The 16777-nt window shown below is 59.1% G+C and carries 13 protein-coding genes; 8 read left to right on the top strand and 5 right to left on the bottom strand.

What is annotated here, in order from left to right; all coding sequences use genetic code 11:
* Positions 1-25: 25 nt before the first annotated feature.
* The 5 genes from WH87_RS07660 (at position 26) to WH87_RS07640 (ending at position 6139) form a co-directional block, all read left to right on the top strand.
* Entirely contained in the window at positions 26-889 is an 864-nt protein-coding gene (locus tag WH87_RS07660; RefSeq protein WP_046140285.1) for a metallophosphoesterase family protein, read from the top strand.
* Positions 882-1805, top strand: a complete 924-nt coding sequence (locus tag WH87_RS07655; RefSeq protein ID WP_046140284.1) for an ABC transporter permease — start codon at positions 882-884, stop codon at positions 1803-1805. Before WH87_RS07660 ends, WH87_RS07655 begins: the two co-directional genes overlap by 8 nt.
* Complete coding sequence (locus WH87_RS07650; protein ID WP_046140283.1) at positions 1802-2707, top strand: ABC transporter permease; 906 nt, start codon at positions 1802-1804, stop codon at positions 2705-2707. The genes WH87_RS07655 and WH87_RS07650 overlap by 4 nt, the downstream gene beginning before the upstream one ends.
* 97 nt (positions 2708-2804) lie before the next feature.
* A complete protein-coding gene (locus WH87_RS07645; RefSeq protein ID WP_046140282.1) occupies positions 2805-4352 on the top strand; it encodes an ABC transporter substrate-binding protein in 1548 nt (515 codons plus the stop codon).
* A 65-nt stretch (positions 4353-4417) separates the two neighbouring features.
* The gene (locus WH87_RS07640) at positions 4418-6139 is read left to right on the top strand and encodes an ABC transporter ATP-binding protein (RefSeq protein ID WP_052726591.1); all 1722 of its coding nucleotides are present in this window, start codon (positions 4418-4420) and stop codon (positions 6137-6139) included.
* A 36-nt stretch (positions 6140-6175) separates the two neighbouring features.
* Here the strand turns inward: WH87_RS07640 and WH87_RS07635 are convergent, their stop codons facing one another.
* From WH87_RS07635 to WH87_RS07615, 5 genes are all read right to left on the bottom strand, one after another.
* On the bottom strand, positions 6176-7297 hold the full coding sequence (locus WH87_RS07635) for an ABC transporter ATP-binding protein (RefSeq protein WP_046140281.1): 1122 nt from the start codon (positions 7295-7297) through the stop codon (positions 6176-6178).
* A complete protein-coding gene (locus WH87_RS07630; protein WP_052726590.1) occupies positions 7284-9896 on the bottom strand; it encodes a GH116 family glycosyl-hydrolase in 2613 nt (870 codons plus the stop codon). The genes WH87_RS07635 and WH87_RS07630 overlap by 14 nt, the downstream gene beginning before the upstream one ends.
* A 3-nt stretch (positions 9897-9899) precedes the next feature.
* Positions 9900-10739 (bottom strand): carbohydrate ABC transporter permease, encoded by an 840-nt coding sequence (locus WH87_RS07625; protein ID WP_046140280.1) that lies wholly within the window; start codon positions 10737-10739, stop codon positions 9900-9902.
* An 11-nt stretch (positions 10740-10750) separates the two neighbouring features.
* A complete protein-coding gene (locus tag WH87_RS07620; RefSeq protein WP_046140279.1) occupies positions 10751-11647 on the bottom strand; it encodes a carbohydrate ABC transporter permease in 897 nt (298 codons plus the stop codon).
* Positions 11648-11715: 68 nt separating this feature from the next.
* Complete coding sequence (locus WH87_RS07615) at positions 11716-12987, bottom strand: ABC transporter substrate-binding protein (protein WP_046140278.1); 1272 nt, start codon at positions 12985-12987, stop codon at positions 11716-11718.
* Positions 12988-13227: 240 nt separating this feature from the next.
* On the opposite strand from WH87_RS07615, the gene WH87_RS07610 reads away from it, so the two are divergent.
* The 3 genes from WH87_RS07610 to WH87_RS07600 all read left to right on the top strand — a co-directional run bounded on the left by WH87_RS07610 (position 13228) and on the right by WH87_RS07600 (position 16775).
* The gene (locus WH87_RS07610) at positions 13228-14232 is read left to right on the top strand and encodes a LacI family DNA-binding transcriptional regulator (RefSeq protein ID WP_046140277.1); all 1005 of its coding nucleotides are present in this window, start codon (positions 13228-13230) and stop codon (positions 14230-14232) included.
* Positions 14233-14655: 423 nt separating this feature from the next.
* Positions 14656-15771: a glycoside hydrolase family 172 protein gene (locus WH87_RS07605; RefSeq protein WP_046140408.1), complete on the top strand. Its 1116-nt coding sequence runs from the start codon at positions 14656-14658 to the stop codon at positions 15769-15771.
* 5 nt (positions 15772-15776) lie between these two features.
* Positions 15777-16775, top strand: a complete 999-nt coding sequence (locus WH87_RS07600; protein ID WP_046140276.1) for an ABC transporter permease — start codon at positions 15777-15779, stop codon at positions 16773-16775.
* The last annotated feature ends 2 nt before the right edge of the window (positions 16776-16777 follow it).

Genomic DNA, 16777 nt, shown 5'->3' with positions numbered 1-16777 from the left:
AACGCTCGCTCCGAGGGACTGCGCCATGAAGATTGCCATCATCACCGATATCCATCACGGCCCCAAGTCGCACACCAAGGAGACCGGCTGGGACGGGCTTCCAGCCATGGAGGCGTTTGTCGATCACGCCAATGCCATCGGCGCTGACCTCGTGCTCGATCTGGGCGACCATATCTCTGACAGCGACCACGCCACCGACGTTCGTGCCGCCACCGAAGTGGCCAATGCGCTCGCCCGCTTCAATGGCCCGCGCTACCACGTCGTCGGCAACCACGATGTGGTCAACCTCTCGCTTGCCGATAACGAAGACATCTTCGGTCAGTCTATGGCCAGCCAGGTGTTCGATCTCGGCTCCGCCCGCCTGATCCTCTGGCAGCCAGACGTGGACATTGGCCGCCCCGGCGGATTTGCCCCCACCACTGATGCGCTGCCCTGGCTCGTCGAAACGCTGAAGGCCGATACCAAGCCCGCCATTATCGCCACCCACGTGCCGCTGTCCGGACACAGCCAGATTGGCAATTTCTACTTCCAGAATAACGCCCAGTTTTCGACGTATCCCGACCACGCCGAAGTGCGTCGCGCGGTCGAAGCCACCGGCAATGCTGCGATGTGGCTCTCCGGGCACGTGCACTGGAACACCGTGACGCCGATTGCCGGCATCCAGCACATCACCATCCAGTCGATGTCCGAGCGCTTCACCACCGCGCCCGCCGCCGCCAATGCCTTCGCTGTCCTTGAGATCGCCGATGGCCTTGCCGACCTGACCGTGCACGGTAACGACCCCTTCCACGCCAAGCTGACCTTCGGCCGCTCGGGCGATCGTCCATGGCTTTCGCCAATGGGCGTCTTCGGTTCGGACGAAGTCGCTGCCGAGCGCGAAAATGCTTGATCAACTAGCCCGCCGCACCCTGGGGGCGATTGCGACGCTCGGCGTCGTCATCGCCGCCGTGTTCTTCGCCACGCGCCTCTCGGGCAATGCGGCGGACTATCTGTTGCCGCCCGGCATCGACATGCAGACCAAGCAGTTGATGATCTCCCAGATGGGCCTCGATCAGCCGCTGCTCAATCAGTTCCTGCACTATCTGCAGGGGCTGTTCACCGGCGATATGGGCAACGGGCTATATGAACGCCGCCCCGTCATCGCTATCTATGCCGAGCGCCTGCCCAATACGCTGACCCTGTTTGCCTATGCGCTGACATTGGCGGTGGCATTGGGGCTGCCGCTGGGGCTGGCGGCGGCGCTCAATCGGGGCAATGCCTTCGGCGCTGCGATCATGAGCCTGGCCTTCGTCGGCTACGCCACGCCCAATTTCGTCCTGGCGATCATCATGATCCTGATCTTTTCGTTCAACCTGCACTGGCTGCCCAGTTCCGGCTCGATGACGCCCATTCACTTCCTGATGCCGGCCATCGTTCTCGCGGCGCCCATGCTGGCCGAGATCATCCGCTTCAGCCGCAATGCCCTGCTCGATGTGCTGGGGCAGGATTATCTGCGCACCGCCCGGGCCAAAGGCTTGCCCGAGCATCTGGTGGTCGGCAAACACGCCCTGCGCAATGCCGCGATCCCAGTTGTGACCATCCTCGGCTTGCAGGTCGCCGGCATGGTTGGACGCGTCGTCATCGTCGAAAGCGTCTTTGCCACCAAGGGGATTGGCGATCTCGTCGTCTACTCCGCCATCGGCCGCGATTATCCGGTGCTGCAGTTCGGCGTCATCCTGATCGCGCTCATCGTCGTCACCAGCTCGCTCATCGTCGATTATGCCTACGCCGCTCTCGATCCTCGCGTGAAAGTCGCTGCATCATGACTGAGCTCACCGTCGCTTTTGCTCCGCCCCGCGCGTCGACCCACAAGGGCAAGCCCAATCTCTTCAAGACCCTCTGGTCGCGGGCCAATCTCTTCACCCGCGCCAATCTGTGCCTCTTCGCACTGGTGTTGATCGTGGCCGCACTGGCCCAATGGATCGCCCCGTTCGATCCCGACGCGCAAAAGTTGCTGGCCCGCCTCAAGCCACCCGTTGGGTTCGGCGGCGCCAATCCAACCTATCTCTTGGGTACCGATCAGCTCGGTCGCGATATGCTGTCGCGCTCCTTGCATGGCCTGCGGCTGACCCTCGCCATCGCCCTGATCGGCAGCATGATCAGCCTCGTGCTCGGCACCACGCTCGGTATCATCGCGGGCTATGCTCGCGGCTGGTTTGGTGGGGTCATCATGGCGGTGGTCGATATCCAGCTCGCCATTCCCTTCACCCTGATCGCCCTGGTGGTGATCGCGGTGTTCGGCAATTCCTTGCCGGTGCTCATCGTCACCATCGGCCTTGCCGGGTGGGAAGTGTATGCCCGCGTCGTTCGTGCCCAGGTGCTGGCGGTGTCCCGCATGCCCTTCGTGGAAGCAGCCGTTGCGGCTGGCGCACCCCACGGCCGCATCCTAGTCAAACACATCCTGCCCAATATCGCTTCCCCGATCATTGTGGTGTGGACGATGACCTTCTCGGCGCTGATCCTGGCGGAATCCTCGCTGTCCTTTCTCGGTCTTGGCGTGCAGCCACCAACGGCCACGCTGGGCTCCATGGTCGGATTGGGCCGCGACTATCTGGCGTCCTCGCCGTGGATCGCCCTCGTTCCCGCCTGCGCCATCATGTTCGTTTCGCTCCAGGTTCTGCTGATTGGCGACTGGCTGCGCGACGCTCTCGACATCCGCCTCAAATAACCCTCCGGCGCCACGGCGCCGGACCAAGTTCTCTCCTCAGCCGATGTCTTCCCGACAGCGAACCCAAACGGCTGCCCGACTGCTAAAGGACACCACAATGCTCAAGACGCTTCTGACCACCTTCGCGCTCAGCACCATGCTGATCTCCGCCGCCACCGCCCAATCGATGACCGTTGGCGTACAGAACCTGCCGCCATGGCTCGATCCAGGTAAGGACTTCAGCAACAACGGTAGCCAGATCTATTACAACACCTTCGATCCGCTGATCCTGAAGGACTATTCGCAGGCTGGCGCTACCTTCAAGCCGGGCCTGGCCACGGCTTGGGAACAGCTGTCGCCCACCGAATTCCAGGTTACGCTGCGCGAAGGCGTCAAGTTCCAGAATGGCGATCTCATGACCGCCGAAGACGTGGTGTTCAGCTTCGAGCGTGTCTTGCAGGACATGACGCCTGAATATGCCGGCATCCACCGCCAGTTCTTTGACAACTTCGCCTCGGTCGAAAAGATCGACGACGCGACGGTCAAGTTCACCACGACCAAGCCTGAGCCGCTGTTCGAAGTGCTGCTGAACACCTCGGAAGCCTCCATTGTCCCCAAGAACTACATTGCTGGTCTCACCGGCGACAAAGCCACCATCGAGCCATCCGACTTTGACGCGTTCATGCTGGCGCCAGTCGGCACCGGTCCCTATGCCATCTCGTCCTTCCAGCCCGGCGAAAATCTCGTCTGGACCCGCTTTGACGGCTACTGGGGCGACAAGGCTGCGCTCGAAGAAGTCACGCTCCGCCGCATTCCAGAACTGGCCACCCGCGTCACCGCATTGGCTAATGGTGAAGTCGATCTCATCACCAATGTGCCGCCCGATCAGCTCGACACCATCGGCAGCAATCCGGCGCTCAAGGTCGTTGGCAATGTGACGCCGCTGTTCCACGTTATTTTCTTCAACACGCGTAACCCGGCAATGGCCAATCCCAAGCTGCGTCAGGCACTCGGCATGGGCATCGACCGTAACCTGCTGAACGAAGCGCTCTGGGGCAATCAGGCCAAGGTGCCGAACACCCATAGCTACGAGCAGTTTGGCGAGCTCTACGACACCACCGACCAGACCTTCGAGTACAACCCCGAGAAGGCCAAAGAATTGCTGGCTGAAGCCGGTTATGACGGCTCGGTCATCCGTTTCGATACGGACCCGGTTTATTACACCAATGGTCTGCTCGCTGCGCAGGCGATCCAGGAAATGTGGGCCGAGATCGGCGTCAAAGCCGAGATCAACGTGACCACCAAATGGACCGGCCCCGATGCCGATATGATGGTCCGTAACTGGTCCAACCCGATGTACTTCGCCGACCCGGCCGGTTCGTTCGGCGTGATGTGGTCGCCCAAGGGTTCGGGTTCCGAAATGGCTTGGACGCCCAACGAAGCCTACCCCGCGCTCTGGGACAAGTTCCGCTACTCGACCGATCTGGCTGTCCGCAAGGAAGCCTATTCGGAAATCATGGCCTACGTGAAGGAAGAGATGCCCTTCGTCGTCCTCTACCAGCCCTACGAGAGCTACGGCATGCGTCAGGACGTGACCTGGGCGCCGCTGCCCGGCCACATCCCCTACGTGCTCGATTTCCGCGCCGGTTCCGTCACCGTCAAGTAACCCGCGCGCAACGGGTCGGCGCACTCCCTGGCGCCGACCTGACCCTTGGCCTGAAAGGATCGATCATGACCGCATTGCTCCGCATCGAAAATCTCTCCATCAGCTTCGGCCGCGGCGGCAAAACCAGCCGCGTCGTGGAGGGGCTCGATTTTACCGTCCAACCCGGCGAATGCGTCGCAGTGGTCGGGGAGTCCGGTTCGGGCAAATCGGTCACCGCATTCTCGGTTCTGGGCCTAACCGCCTTCAACGGTGGCACTATCGAGACCGGAAGCATCAAGTTTACCCGCCGCGACGGCACTGTCGTCGATCTCGCCACCGCCGATGAGAAAACGCTCCGTTCTATTCGCGGCAACGAAATCGCCATGGTGTTTCAGGAGCCCATGACGGCGCTCAATCCGGTGTTCACCGTGGGGGAGCAAATCGCCGAAGTCTTGCGCCAGCATCGCAGCATGGATCGCGCCACAGCCGACGCCAAAGCCATCGAGCTGATCACCCGCGTCCAGATCACTGATCCCGCCCGCCGCTTCACCCAATATCCGCACGAGCTGTCCGGCGGCATGCGTCAGCGCATCGTCATCGCCATGGCGCTCGCCTGTTCGCCGCGCCTGTTGATTGCCGACGAACCCACCACAGCGCTTGATGTGACCATCCAGGCCCAGGTGCTCGACCTGATGCGTGATCTGGCGCGGGAGGAGGGGATGGCCCTGTTGTTTATCACCCACGACATGGGCGTCGTCGCCGAAATGGCCGATCGTGTCGTGGTCATGCGCAAGGGTCTGAAGGTCGAAGAACAACCCGTTGTCAGCCTGTTTGCGACCCCGCGCGAGGCCTACACCAAGGCCTTGCTTGAGGCGGTTCCCAAACTCGGCTCGATGGCCGGCACGGTCGGCCCACTGCCTTTCGGCGCCGATCCGAAATCTGCCAAGCCGGCACCCGCCATCGACACTCCATTGCTCGAGGTCAAAAACCTCTCCACCTGGTTCCCGATCCACAAAGGCGTGCCCAAGCGCCATGTCGGCGATGTCAAAGCGGTGGACGATGTCAGCTTCACCATCGGGCAGGGCGAAACGCTCTCACTGGTCGGCGAATCCGGCTCCGGTAAATCCACCACCGGCCGTTCCATCCTGCGCCTCGCCAATCCGCGTGCCGGTCAAGTGCTGCTCGAAGGTGAGGATATCCTCAAACTCGATCGCGAAGCCATGCGCGCTCGCCGTCGCGACATGCAGATAGTGTTTCAGGATCCCTACGCCGCCCTCGACCCGCGCCTTGATGCGTTCGAACAGATCGTTGAACCCCTCGTTATCCACGGTATCGACAAGGGCAGCGCGCTCCGTGATCGCGCCATCGCGCTGGTCCGCCGCGTCGGGCTCGATGAGGAACACCTCGACCGCTATCCGCACGAGTTCTCCGGTGGCCAGCGCCAGCGCCTCTGCATCGCCCGCGCCCTTAGCCTCTCGCCCAAGCTGATCGTCGCCGACGAAGCCGTCTCCGCACTCGACGTCTCGATCCAGGCGCAGGTGGTCAACCTGCTCATCGAACTGCAGCAGGAGCTGAACCTCTCCTATCTGTTCATCAGCCATGACATGGGCGTCGTCGAACGCATCAGCCATCGTGTCGCCGTCATGCAACACGGCAAGATCGTCGAGCAGGGCACGCGTAGCCAGATCTTCGAAGCCCCCCGCCAAGCCTACACCCGCGCCCTGATCGCAGCCGTTCCGATAGCCAACCCGATCCGCGAATTGAAGGGCTCCGTCACCAAACAGAACAGGGCTCTACAACCTGCCTGATGTTAGCGCCCTAGTAGCCCGCCTTGTTGATGGCTATCACGCCACGGCGGACATGTAGTCGTCCTGCCAGTCGCGGAGGGTTGGGAGAGTTTTGCCGCTGCTGTCGAAGATGTGGACGAATGCTTCGTCGGCGACGAAGCCGAGCTCGGTCCCGGGGCGGACGTCGAGAATGCCGCGCATGGTTGCCGTCAACGTCTCGCCGATACCGGTGCGGGCATGGATCACGGTTTCTGAGCCCAGGACTTCTGTGGCTTCCACTTTTGCGCGTAATCCGCCCTGGTCGACCGCGCGCAAATGCTCGGGACGGACGCCCAAAGTGCATGCCTCGTTGGTTCCGAGCCCACTTCCTCGCTGACTGAGGTCCAAAATCTGGCGTCCGCCATCGATCACGACAGCGAGTCTGTCATTGGAACGCGAGGCGACGGTGCCCGCGAAGAAGTTCATCTGCGGTGCGCCAATGAATCCGGCGACGAAACGATTGACTGGCCGTGCATAGAGCTCGATGGGCGTGCCTGCTTGCTCAACCAACCCGCCGCGTAGCACCACTATTCTATCTGCCATGGTCATGGCCTCAACCTGGTCATGGGTCACATAGATCATTGTGGTCTTCAGTCGGCGATGCAGTGCCACGATCTCGCTGCGCATCTTCACCCGCAGTTCCGCGTCGAGATTGCTCAAAGGTTCGTCAAATAGGAATGCCTTGGGTTCCTTGACGATGGCCCGACCGATGGCAACGCGTTGGCTCTGGCCGCCCGATAGCTGATATGGCCGCCTCTGCAGCAATGTTGTGATTTGAAGGATGTCGGCCGCATGTTGAATGCGTGGGGCAATTTGGTCCTTCGGGGTTTTGGCGTTCACCAACCCAAACTTCATGTTTTCGTAGACACTCATATGCGGGTAGAGCGCGTAGGACTGAAAGACCATTGCCATGCCACGAGCCGACGGTACCAGGTGGTCGCAGCGTTGGCCGTCGATGTGGACCTCTCCCGCGCTTAGTTCTTCCAACCCGGCAATCATCCTTAGCAAGGTGGATTTGCCACAGCCCGAAGGCCCCACAAACACAGTGAATGATCCGTCCTCGACGATGAGATCGATGCCGTGAATGACCTCGACTGCCTGATAGCTCTTGCGGACCTGCTTAAGTTCAAGTCTGGCCATTGTGAGCCTCCTGCTGCGGTGTGAGATGGTCACCATCGACGCTAAATGACAACGTGTCGCCAGCCTTCAACTGGTGGATCTGGGTGGCACGGAATGCCCTGCCATGGATGAGAAGCTGCTGGAGCGGCAAAGCCCCATAAATCACGCGTAATTGGGCTTCCGAATCCGTAACCAGAACGTCACCCCATGCGGCGCCAACTGACCAGAAAAACCGCCCGGTGCTCTTTGGAGCAAAACCAATCGAGCCCTTTGTCAGATCAAAGGTAAAGCCTGACCAGGCATTGACCAGCGCGTAGGCCGACATGGAACGTGCATAGTACGAACCGCACTCGAACTCGTTCCATGGATTGCGGCGAGAGCCGTCGTGCCGTGCGCGCGCGCCTGCAACTATGGACAATCCCTGCTTGGTGAGTCCGCGCTGGATCAGATGTGACGCCACGGCATACTCAATGCCCGTCCATACTTCCTCGGAGTAGGGCGCGGGGACTGCAGGCTTTTCAGTGCCCTCGGGCCACGTTGCGATGAGCAGGCCCGCATCGTCCTCAAGCGCATAGACGCGACAGGGGTTGAAATGATCGGTCAGCGTTGGCCGGAAGTTGTGCTCGAAGATCGCGGTCAGGGCCGCTTCGACCTTGTCGTGTTCGAGGAAGGGTTCGAGCCCGGCCAGGTCCGCGTGCCATTGCCCAAGAATCTGGTCGCTCGCGCAGCCGTCGCCGAATTGATACTTGATCTGTCCGTGTTCATCGGACCAGTAGGTCTCCATAAATCCATCGGAGATAACGCCAACTTTTCCGGCGGCCCCCGCAAATCTCTCGATCTGCGCCTTGTCACCCAGGTCTAGCTGCTGTCCGAAATAGCCGTTTTCGAAGAGCTGGTCGTTGATGTACCGGCCGCCGGCGGATCCCAGTCGGGTGCAGAGGGAGGCGAACTCCTCTTCCCTCAATGCTTCCGCCATTGCCGCCGCGGCCTTGAGCGCTGCCACGTACATGCTCGACAGCCACGAGTTGGGCCCAAACAGCTCCATGTCCAACGTATGGTGTTGTCGCCCCCACAACACTCCTGTCCGCTCAGGATCCCATTGGTCGGGGTTGTCCGGAGACCATGCGTATTCCATTGCTGACCGAATATTGGGCCAATAGCGCCTCAACCACTCGGTGTCGCCGGAGATCTTCCAGTCGCGATAGGTCTTGATGATGGCGCCAAAGTGCCCATCTGCGCAGGGATTGAGCGGAAAGTGCCCGGAGCCGAGTGGCAGAATCTGACGAAACGTTAGGCCGCCATCGGGGAGTTGGTTGAACCTGAATTCGGTTTCGCGCAAGGTGCGTTCAAGCGCGGGAAACAGGTAGGGTACGGCCTGCTGGTAGTTCCACACATGCGTACATGAGCCTTCGCAGGCGCCGCCATCGGTGAACTGTCCCTCCCATCCCCATAATTCGCCGTTATTCAGTCGGAGTACTGTGCCCGTCCGCAATACGGCCATGGTTCCCGCTGCCGCATCGATGATGTCGAGTGGCAAGTCCGAGCCAAACAGCGTATCGCGAAACGCAAAGGTTGCGTCTCGTAATTCATCCCAGCGATTGAATGCATCGGCGACAGAAGCGGCTGAGTTTTGCCATTCGCTGGCATAGTAATTCCGCCAGCCCACTTCTTGGCCTTGGGTGGCGTCCTGGTGCCAATAAACGCTGCCGTTTGGGAAGTGCCAACTGATTGCAAACCTGACTGTTCTGCGTTCGCCAGGGGAAAGTGAAAACCGAGCCGCCAAAGTGCCATGTTCAGGTTGGTCGAACATGTTTCTGTTGGTGCGGGGCTTGTCGTAGTGGCGTTGGGGGAGACGTCCCGGCTGAGAAAACTCTCGCCAAAACAAATTGAGATCGTCGAACCACTGGCCACGGAAGTGGTAGTCCATATGGTCCACATCATCCGCATCCGTCGCGATGGTCAGGTCGCCTTGCTGGTGAAGTGGTACGTCTTCTTCCGCCGACGTCAATGTGAGTGCACTCACACCTGTCGTAGCAGCGAAACTATGCCGGCCGTTCTGGCACCCGTGATTGCCCAATGTGCCGCCGAGTGAGTAGTCAACGAGCCCATCGGTATTATTGGTCACGCTGATCTCGAACATGGCGACGGGCATCGAGCTGTCGCGATCATTGGTAGGAATGAAGGGGCTGAACGCCGTCAATCCGACGGACCCCGGGAAGCGCTGGTCAGCAAATGCGATCTCGGCGACGGGAAATCGTCCCGTCATCACTGCTTCCGCAAAATGCGGCACGCCAGCGAGGGTATTGCGGTTGGCGCCCCAGCCAAAGCCGTCGAAGAAACGGCGCGTTCCGGGCGAACCGGTCGGGTCGCCTTCATAAGGGCCGTTGAGCACGCGCGCGTCGAGGACCTTGCCATTTTGCTCTGCCTTTATGGCGAAGTGGGTGTAGCCGTTGGAGGTCTGCAGACCTGGCCGGTTCCGGATGGACCAATCCACCAGACGCCCGCCGCCAGTGATCGACAGCCCCCCTGCGCCGATGCCACCAAGTGGAAAGGTCAGATGGCGGCCGCGATCTCCTGCATAGACGAAGCGTGCGTTGTTCAGGTTGTCTGTATTGGTCATGGACTAGCCTCTGATGCCGCTCATCGTGACGCCTTGGATGACCATTTTCTGGGCGACGAGAAACAGCAGGACGACAGGGAGGATGGCCATGCTCATGGCGGCCATAACGATCGAGATATTGCCTTGCCCCATATAGCCGCGCAGCAAATCCATGGCCAAAGGGAGGGTCATGGCGTTCTGCGATTCAATGAGGGCCCGTGGCTGGAAATAGGCGTTCCAAGACCCCGTAAAGGTGATGATGGCAAGTGCCGACAGGGCCGGCTTGAGCTGGGGCAGGGAGATCCGCCAGAAGATTTTCCAGTACCCAGCACCGTCCATGAGCGCGGCCTCTTCGAGCTCTTTGGGCTGCGATCGCATAAATTGGCGCAACATGAATACTCCAAAGCTGGATGTGAGCCCCATCAAAACCAGACCCAAAGGATTGTTGAGCAGGCCTACCTGCGCGTAGCCGAGGTAAATCGGCAGAATGGTCACCTGCGCCGGGAACATGAGGCCGAAAAGCATGATGAAGAACAGACCGTCCCGTCCCGGAAAGCGCAGCCTTGCATAGGCAAAGGCGGCGAGGGTGCAGGTAATCAACTGACCAATTGTGCTCAGCACGGCCACATAAATTGAGTTCCAGTAGATGCGGAGGAACGGAACGCTGGAGTCTAGCACGGCCTGATAATTGGCTGGATCGAGCGACGGCGGCAAGAAACTTGGTGGCATTTTGTAGGCCTCGGCTGCCGGGCGGAACGACATCGAGAACAACCACAGGAATGGCATCAGCATCATCACACCCATCACCACCAGCACGGCGATGATGGCGCGATCGACCCAGACGAGGCTTGATTTGTTGTCCATCGCGCCGACTCCTATTGGGTGACCCATCGGCGTGAGCCGAGGAGCTGGATAACGGTAATGATCAGGATCAGCACCATCATCACCACCGATACGGACGCGGCATAACCAAGCTCAAAGCCGCTGAACGCCTCGTCCACGAGATAGATCGAGAGCGAGCGCGTTGCGTCACCGGGCCCGCCGCTGGTGAGGATCACGATGGATTCAAACACCTGCAATGCGCCGATTGAGGCGAACACGATGCAGAAGAACAGTACAGGCGAAATGAAGGGCAATGTGATGCGGCTGAACCTGCGCCATGGTGAGGCGCCGTCCATGGTTGCCGCATCCAGAATGGGCTTTGGTACACCCTGCAGCGCGGCGATCAGAATGATCATGAAGAAGCCGGTATTCTTCCAGACATCCATGATGATGATCGAAGTCATGGCAAACTGGCTTGAATTCAGCCACGGCACCCGCGGTAGTCCAAGGGTCGACAGGTAGTAATTGATCACCCCAAAATCGAAGCTGTAAAAATAGCTCCACACCACAGAGACGAAGGCGGCTGCGATAATTACGGGTAGGAAGAACGCCAACCGGAAGAAATACAGCAATGGGGCGGGCATCGCGCGATTGAGTGCCAGCGCCAGGATCAACCCGACACCCACATTGAAACTCACCGCGAGAAAGGCAAAGCGCAGCGTGTTCCAGAAGATGGTGAGTGCCCTCGGTTCGCTGAAGAACCGTTCGTAGTTTTCCAGTCCGACCCAGAAGAAGCCGAAGCTGACGTCATAATAGGCAAAGCTAAGGATGATCGTGATGATCACCGGGGCGAGTACGAAAACAGCGTAGAGCAACACGGAAGGCAGCACGAAGAGATATCCCGCGCGCGCCTGTGCCGCCTTGAGGTCAGAACGTGGCAGTCTGGCCATTGAAATCCTCACCGGAGCCGGAAGGGCGGGGTAGACGGCCACGCCTTGGGGCACGGCCGCCTGGCAGGTCACTGTGTGATGCGCGCGATGCGCTGGAAGGACCGCTTCAGCTCCAGGTCCGCCTGGGCAATGCCCTCGTCAATGGTCACTTCCCCGGCCATCATGGCAGTGAAGTAGCGCATCACGATCTGGTCGACTTCCTGGAAATTGGCCGGTGAAGGCACCGCCAGCGTGTCTGGCAGGGTCTCGTAGTAAAGTTGTGCCGAGGGAGGGAACGCAAGGAATCCTGCGGTTTCAGCGGCAGACTTACGGCCAGGCACCGCCCCACCCAGTTCGCCTTCTGCTTGCTGGGTTTCTGGTGACAGCAATTCCAGAACAAGCGCTTCGGCTAGCTCGGCTTTGGTAGTTTTAGATGAAATGCCATAGGCGCCAAAACCAATAACCGTGTTGTGGTTGACCTTGGCTGGCTGTACCGCGACATCCATATCGAGCTTTGATGACACGGCGTTCTGAACGATCCAGTGGCCGCGAGAAATCATGGCGATCTGGCCAGCAAAAAACTGGTTCTCAATGCCTTCCTGCCCAGGAACTGGCGAGACCTTATACTCATGGATCAGGCTGTAGAGATATTCCAACGTCTCCTTGACCTTAGGATCGGTCATGTTGGATGCGGTCCAGTCAGCGGTGATTGGCGAAGTGTCGTTGGAGAAGAACCAGGGCATCAGCCCGAAGAAGAACGATGGCACTTCGTAGCCGAACTGGCTGACATTGCCATTGGCGTCGCGCACAGTCAGTTTTTGGGCAGCGTTGGCAAACTCTTCCCAGGTCCATTCCTTGGTAGGGAAGGGTACCTCCGCCGCTTCGAATAGCGCCCGGTTGTAGTTGACCATGATGTTGTTCCAAGTCGAAGGGATGAAGTAGCTCTTTCCCTTGTATGCCGTCAGTTCGAACAGGCGCTGATCGAAGTCGTCGAAGGTGTCGTGCGCCGCTATGAAATCATCGAGTGGCAGGAACATGTTGCGGGCCGCGAACGACTGCAGTGTCTCGGTTGCGGTATGGTAGATGTCGTACTGCTCGCCAGCGTTGTATTGTTGCAGAACGCGACTGACGAAGTCTCCCCATCCGCCGCCGACCGGGTCTATACCCACCTCCACCGCCACGTTGGGATACTTCTCGTTGAAGCGGGTGACGGCGTCTTGAGTGGCTTTGAGTTGTGCCTCGCCGCCAAATGTCATCAGGCGTAGTGTGTTTGTTTCGTCTGATTGCGCAAATGCGGGCACGCACGCCAGAGCGGCAACGCTGACACCGGCAAGCAGGGATAGCAGAGTTCTTCTGAGCATGTCTTTCCTCCTCAAGACAACCATCTCCCGCATACGGGACATGTTGCATCGCTCAGAGGTCGAGGTTCGTGGCTTTATCGCCTGCCCGATTCGTTATTGTTGGCCGGGGTAACGCTTGTTGGCGTCCGATACTCGTTTCTCTCCTCCGAGTTAGCGGGACAATAACTATAAAAAATCGGTTTGCAAATGCATTCACAAATCAATTTGCCAAATTCATAGCCCAGTGATAGCTGATGCGGCATGAGCACAATTTCCAAAGTTGCCGCACGAGCTGGCGTATCGCGCACCACTGTGTCGCATGTGCTCAATCACGCCGACCGGGTGTCACAACACTTGCGCGAAAAGGTCATGCTGGCGATTGATGAGCTTGGATATGTGCCAAATCCGCAGGCTCAAAGTCTGCGCACGGGGCGCACGAACATCGTCGCTATGCTGATCCCGGATATCCGCAATCCGTTCTATCCCGAGCTGGTCAAGACCGTGCAATCTGAACTCGAGGCTGATGGTCTCGACATGCTGATTTTTAACACCGACGTGCCAGGTGGGCATTCGCAGGAACACGGTCGCGAGTATCTGCGCCAGATCGGTCGCAAACGCGTGGATGGTCTGATCGTCGGTGACTTCGCTTTGCATGGCATGCACGACGAGATCGCCACGCTGGATTTGCCCACGGTCTTTATCGGGCACCTACCAAACCACGCGGTGGACAGCGTCAAGCTCAACGACTTTGACGGTGGCTACCAGATGGGGGCGTTTTTCGCTCGCAAGGGTCACAAGCGTGTTGCCCAGGTAACGGGGCCCGCTTCATTTGCCGAAGCGATGGCGCGCGCAGAAGGGTTCGAGCAGGGCTTGCGGGACAATGGCGTTGAGGTCCTGCGGGATCTGCGATTTGAGGGCACTTATCTTTCGCCCTCGGGCACGGAGTCAGTGCGATGGTTGCTAGACGCATCTGGCGGTGTGCTGCCAAGTGCAGTGTTCTATTCTAATTTCCTGATGGCCCAGGGCGCTCTGGCTGAGTTTTACGACCGCGGCATCAATGTACCAAATGACATTGCCCTTGCGGTGTTTGGCGATCAGCAGCAGCTTGAGTATGTGCGTCCTCGTTTAACCCGTGTTGGCACCAGTCCGGCAGCCCTGGCGAGGCGCGCAACCACGATGCTGCTTGAACGGCTTTCCGGCGTTGAGACGGGCGCGCCGCGTACTGAAGTGTTGCCCTGCATATTGCACGAACACGAGACGGCATAGGTTCCGACTGAGCATCGTCGGTTCTAAATGCAGGCGTGTAAATGCCCGCAAAGTCAGGCTTTCTCTCATTCTCCTTACCCGCCCAGCTGCATCAGACCAATTGCCTATAATCGATTTGCAAATTGATTTGCGAATGCATTTGCAAAAGGTTTTTTGCTTGTTACAGTGATGATGTCGTCGAAGAGATTGGCGGCATTGAACCGTGCTGACACGGCAAAAAGCTGGCTGCGCGGTGTTCATTTGGGAGAGAGACAATGCGCACAATCGAGAGCAGCGCATAGGCGCGCGCCGCGCTAAGGCATACATCATTATTGGGCTTGATCGACCTCTGGCTGTCGAGGGCTCCTTTATTCACAGCACTAGCTTGTTTCGGCGCGCATGGATCGCGAGGGGCACGCTATTGTTCGCTTGACGGAACATCACATGACCTCACCATTCTCTGGTCTCGACCTCAACCTGGGTAATCTGTATCGGCTCTCCAACGCCAAGACCCGCTCAATTTCACCGGAGAATTTTACCGGTGAAAAGGGCCGGGGCGGCATGGCGACCGAGGGCACCGGCGCGAGCTGTGCGCGGGGCCTTGGGCAGGGCTGGAAAATCTCGCCCTCGATCCGCATTGAGCCCGGCGAAACCCGTGTCTTGGCCGATATTACCGGGCCAGGCGCTATTCAGCAGATCTGGCTGACTACTGCCAATTTGCGCTGGCGCGATCTGATCCTGCGTATCTACTGGGATGACCAGGAGCACCCTTCGGTTGTGGCGCCTATCGGTGACTTTTTCTGTTCCGGTTGGAACAAGTTCTCACAGGTGACGTCGCTCGCCGTCTGTGTGAACCCGGGCAGGGCGTTCAACTGCTATTGGCAGATGCCTTTCCGGCAGCGCGCTCGCATCGAGATAGAGAACCGCGATCCGGACGACTTCGGTATCATCTACTATCAGGTCAACTACGCGCTGACCGACGTGCCTGAGGACGCCGCGTATTTTCACGCGCAGTTCCGCCGCACCAATCCTTTGCCATTCAAGGAAGACTACACGATCCTCGATGGTGTTACGGGGCGCGGGCAGTTCGTCGGGACTTACATGGCCTGGGGGACCAACAATGCGGGCTGGTGGGGCGAGGGCGAGATCAAGTTCTTCATGGACGGTGACCGGGATTTCCCCACCATTTGTGGCACCGGCACTGAGGACTACTTCTGCGGAGCCTACAATTTCGATGGAGGCGTCGTCGATGCCACCATGGACAGCCGCTACCGCGAGTTCACGACGCCTTACGCCGGCTTGCCGCAAGTCATTCGTCCTGATGGCGTATACGAGAGCCAGATGCGGTTCGGCATGTACCGCTGGCACATTCACGATCCCATTCGCTTCGACAACGACCTGCGTGTCACCATGCAGGCTCTGGGTTGGCGCACCGAGAAAAAGGACCGCCGTTACCTGCCCTTGCAGGACGACATCGCATCCGTTGCGTTTTGGTACCAAACCCTCCCGACCGCGCCATTCCCTGAATTGGCCGACCGCGACTATCTCGAGGTCATTTAGGTCTCATGGCACTTCTCCGCTACATCGCTGGGCGGCTCGTGGTCTATGTGCTGGTGATCATCTTTGCGCTCACTGTACTGTTCTTCGTACCGAGATTGGGTCCAACGGACCCCGTCGAAGCCATGCTGGCCAAGGTGGCCTCGCAAGGCGCCTATATGGACGCAGCGCAAGTTGATGCTTTGCGTCAGTCGCTGTCGGATACATTCGGACTCAACGGTTCGTTGCTCGAGCAGTATTGGGCGTTCATCAAGCGCATCGTTGTAACCGCTGATTTCGGACCTTCTCTGTCGATGTATCCGACGCCGGTGATGAGCCTAATTCTCAATGCCTTGCCGTGGACGTTCGGCCTGCTGCTGACCTCGACGCTGATCGCTTGGGTGCTCGGCAACTTTGTTGGACTGATGTCCGGCTGGAAGCCTGGGAGTACCACCAGCCGGATTATGGAGGGGGTGGCCATCTGCCTCTATCCCATCCCGTACTACATCCTGGCCTTGGTGCTTTCGATCCTCTTTTCCTATGTGTGGAAGATATTCCCTCTCACGACCACCATTCGTGGCGCGCCATGGAGTTGGGACCTGGTGACAAGCGTGGTGTGGAATTCGTTCCTACCGGCCATGTCCATCGTCATCGTGGTGTTCGGCTGGTGGGTCATCAGCGTCAAGGCACAGACGACGGCGCTCAAAGAGGAAGAGTTTGTCCGCTACGCTCGGTTAAAAGGCCTGAGCGATGGCAGGATTCTCTCGCGCTACGTTCTGCCCAACGCAATCCTGCCTCAGATCACCTTTTTGGCTTTGCAAATCGGGCTGATGTTCAACGGTTCCCTGATCACGGAAATCCTCTTCGATTATCCCGGTTTGGGTCTGCTCATCTACAGTGCCGTTCTGCAGGGCGACTTCAACCTCCTCATGGGCACGATCAGCCTGTCAGTGATCGCCGTCGCGACGGCGACCATGGTGATCGACCTGATCTACCCGCTCCTCGATCCCCGCATCCGGCACAGGTAACA

This window comes from Devosia epidermidihirudinis (assembly GCF_000971295.1).
Classification (GTDB): Bacteria; Pseudomonadota; Alphaproteobacteria; order Rhizobiales; family Devosiaceae; genus Devosia; species Devosia epidermidihirudinis.
This window is presented reverse-complemented; position numbering and strand designations above follow the sequence as displayed.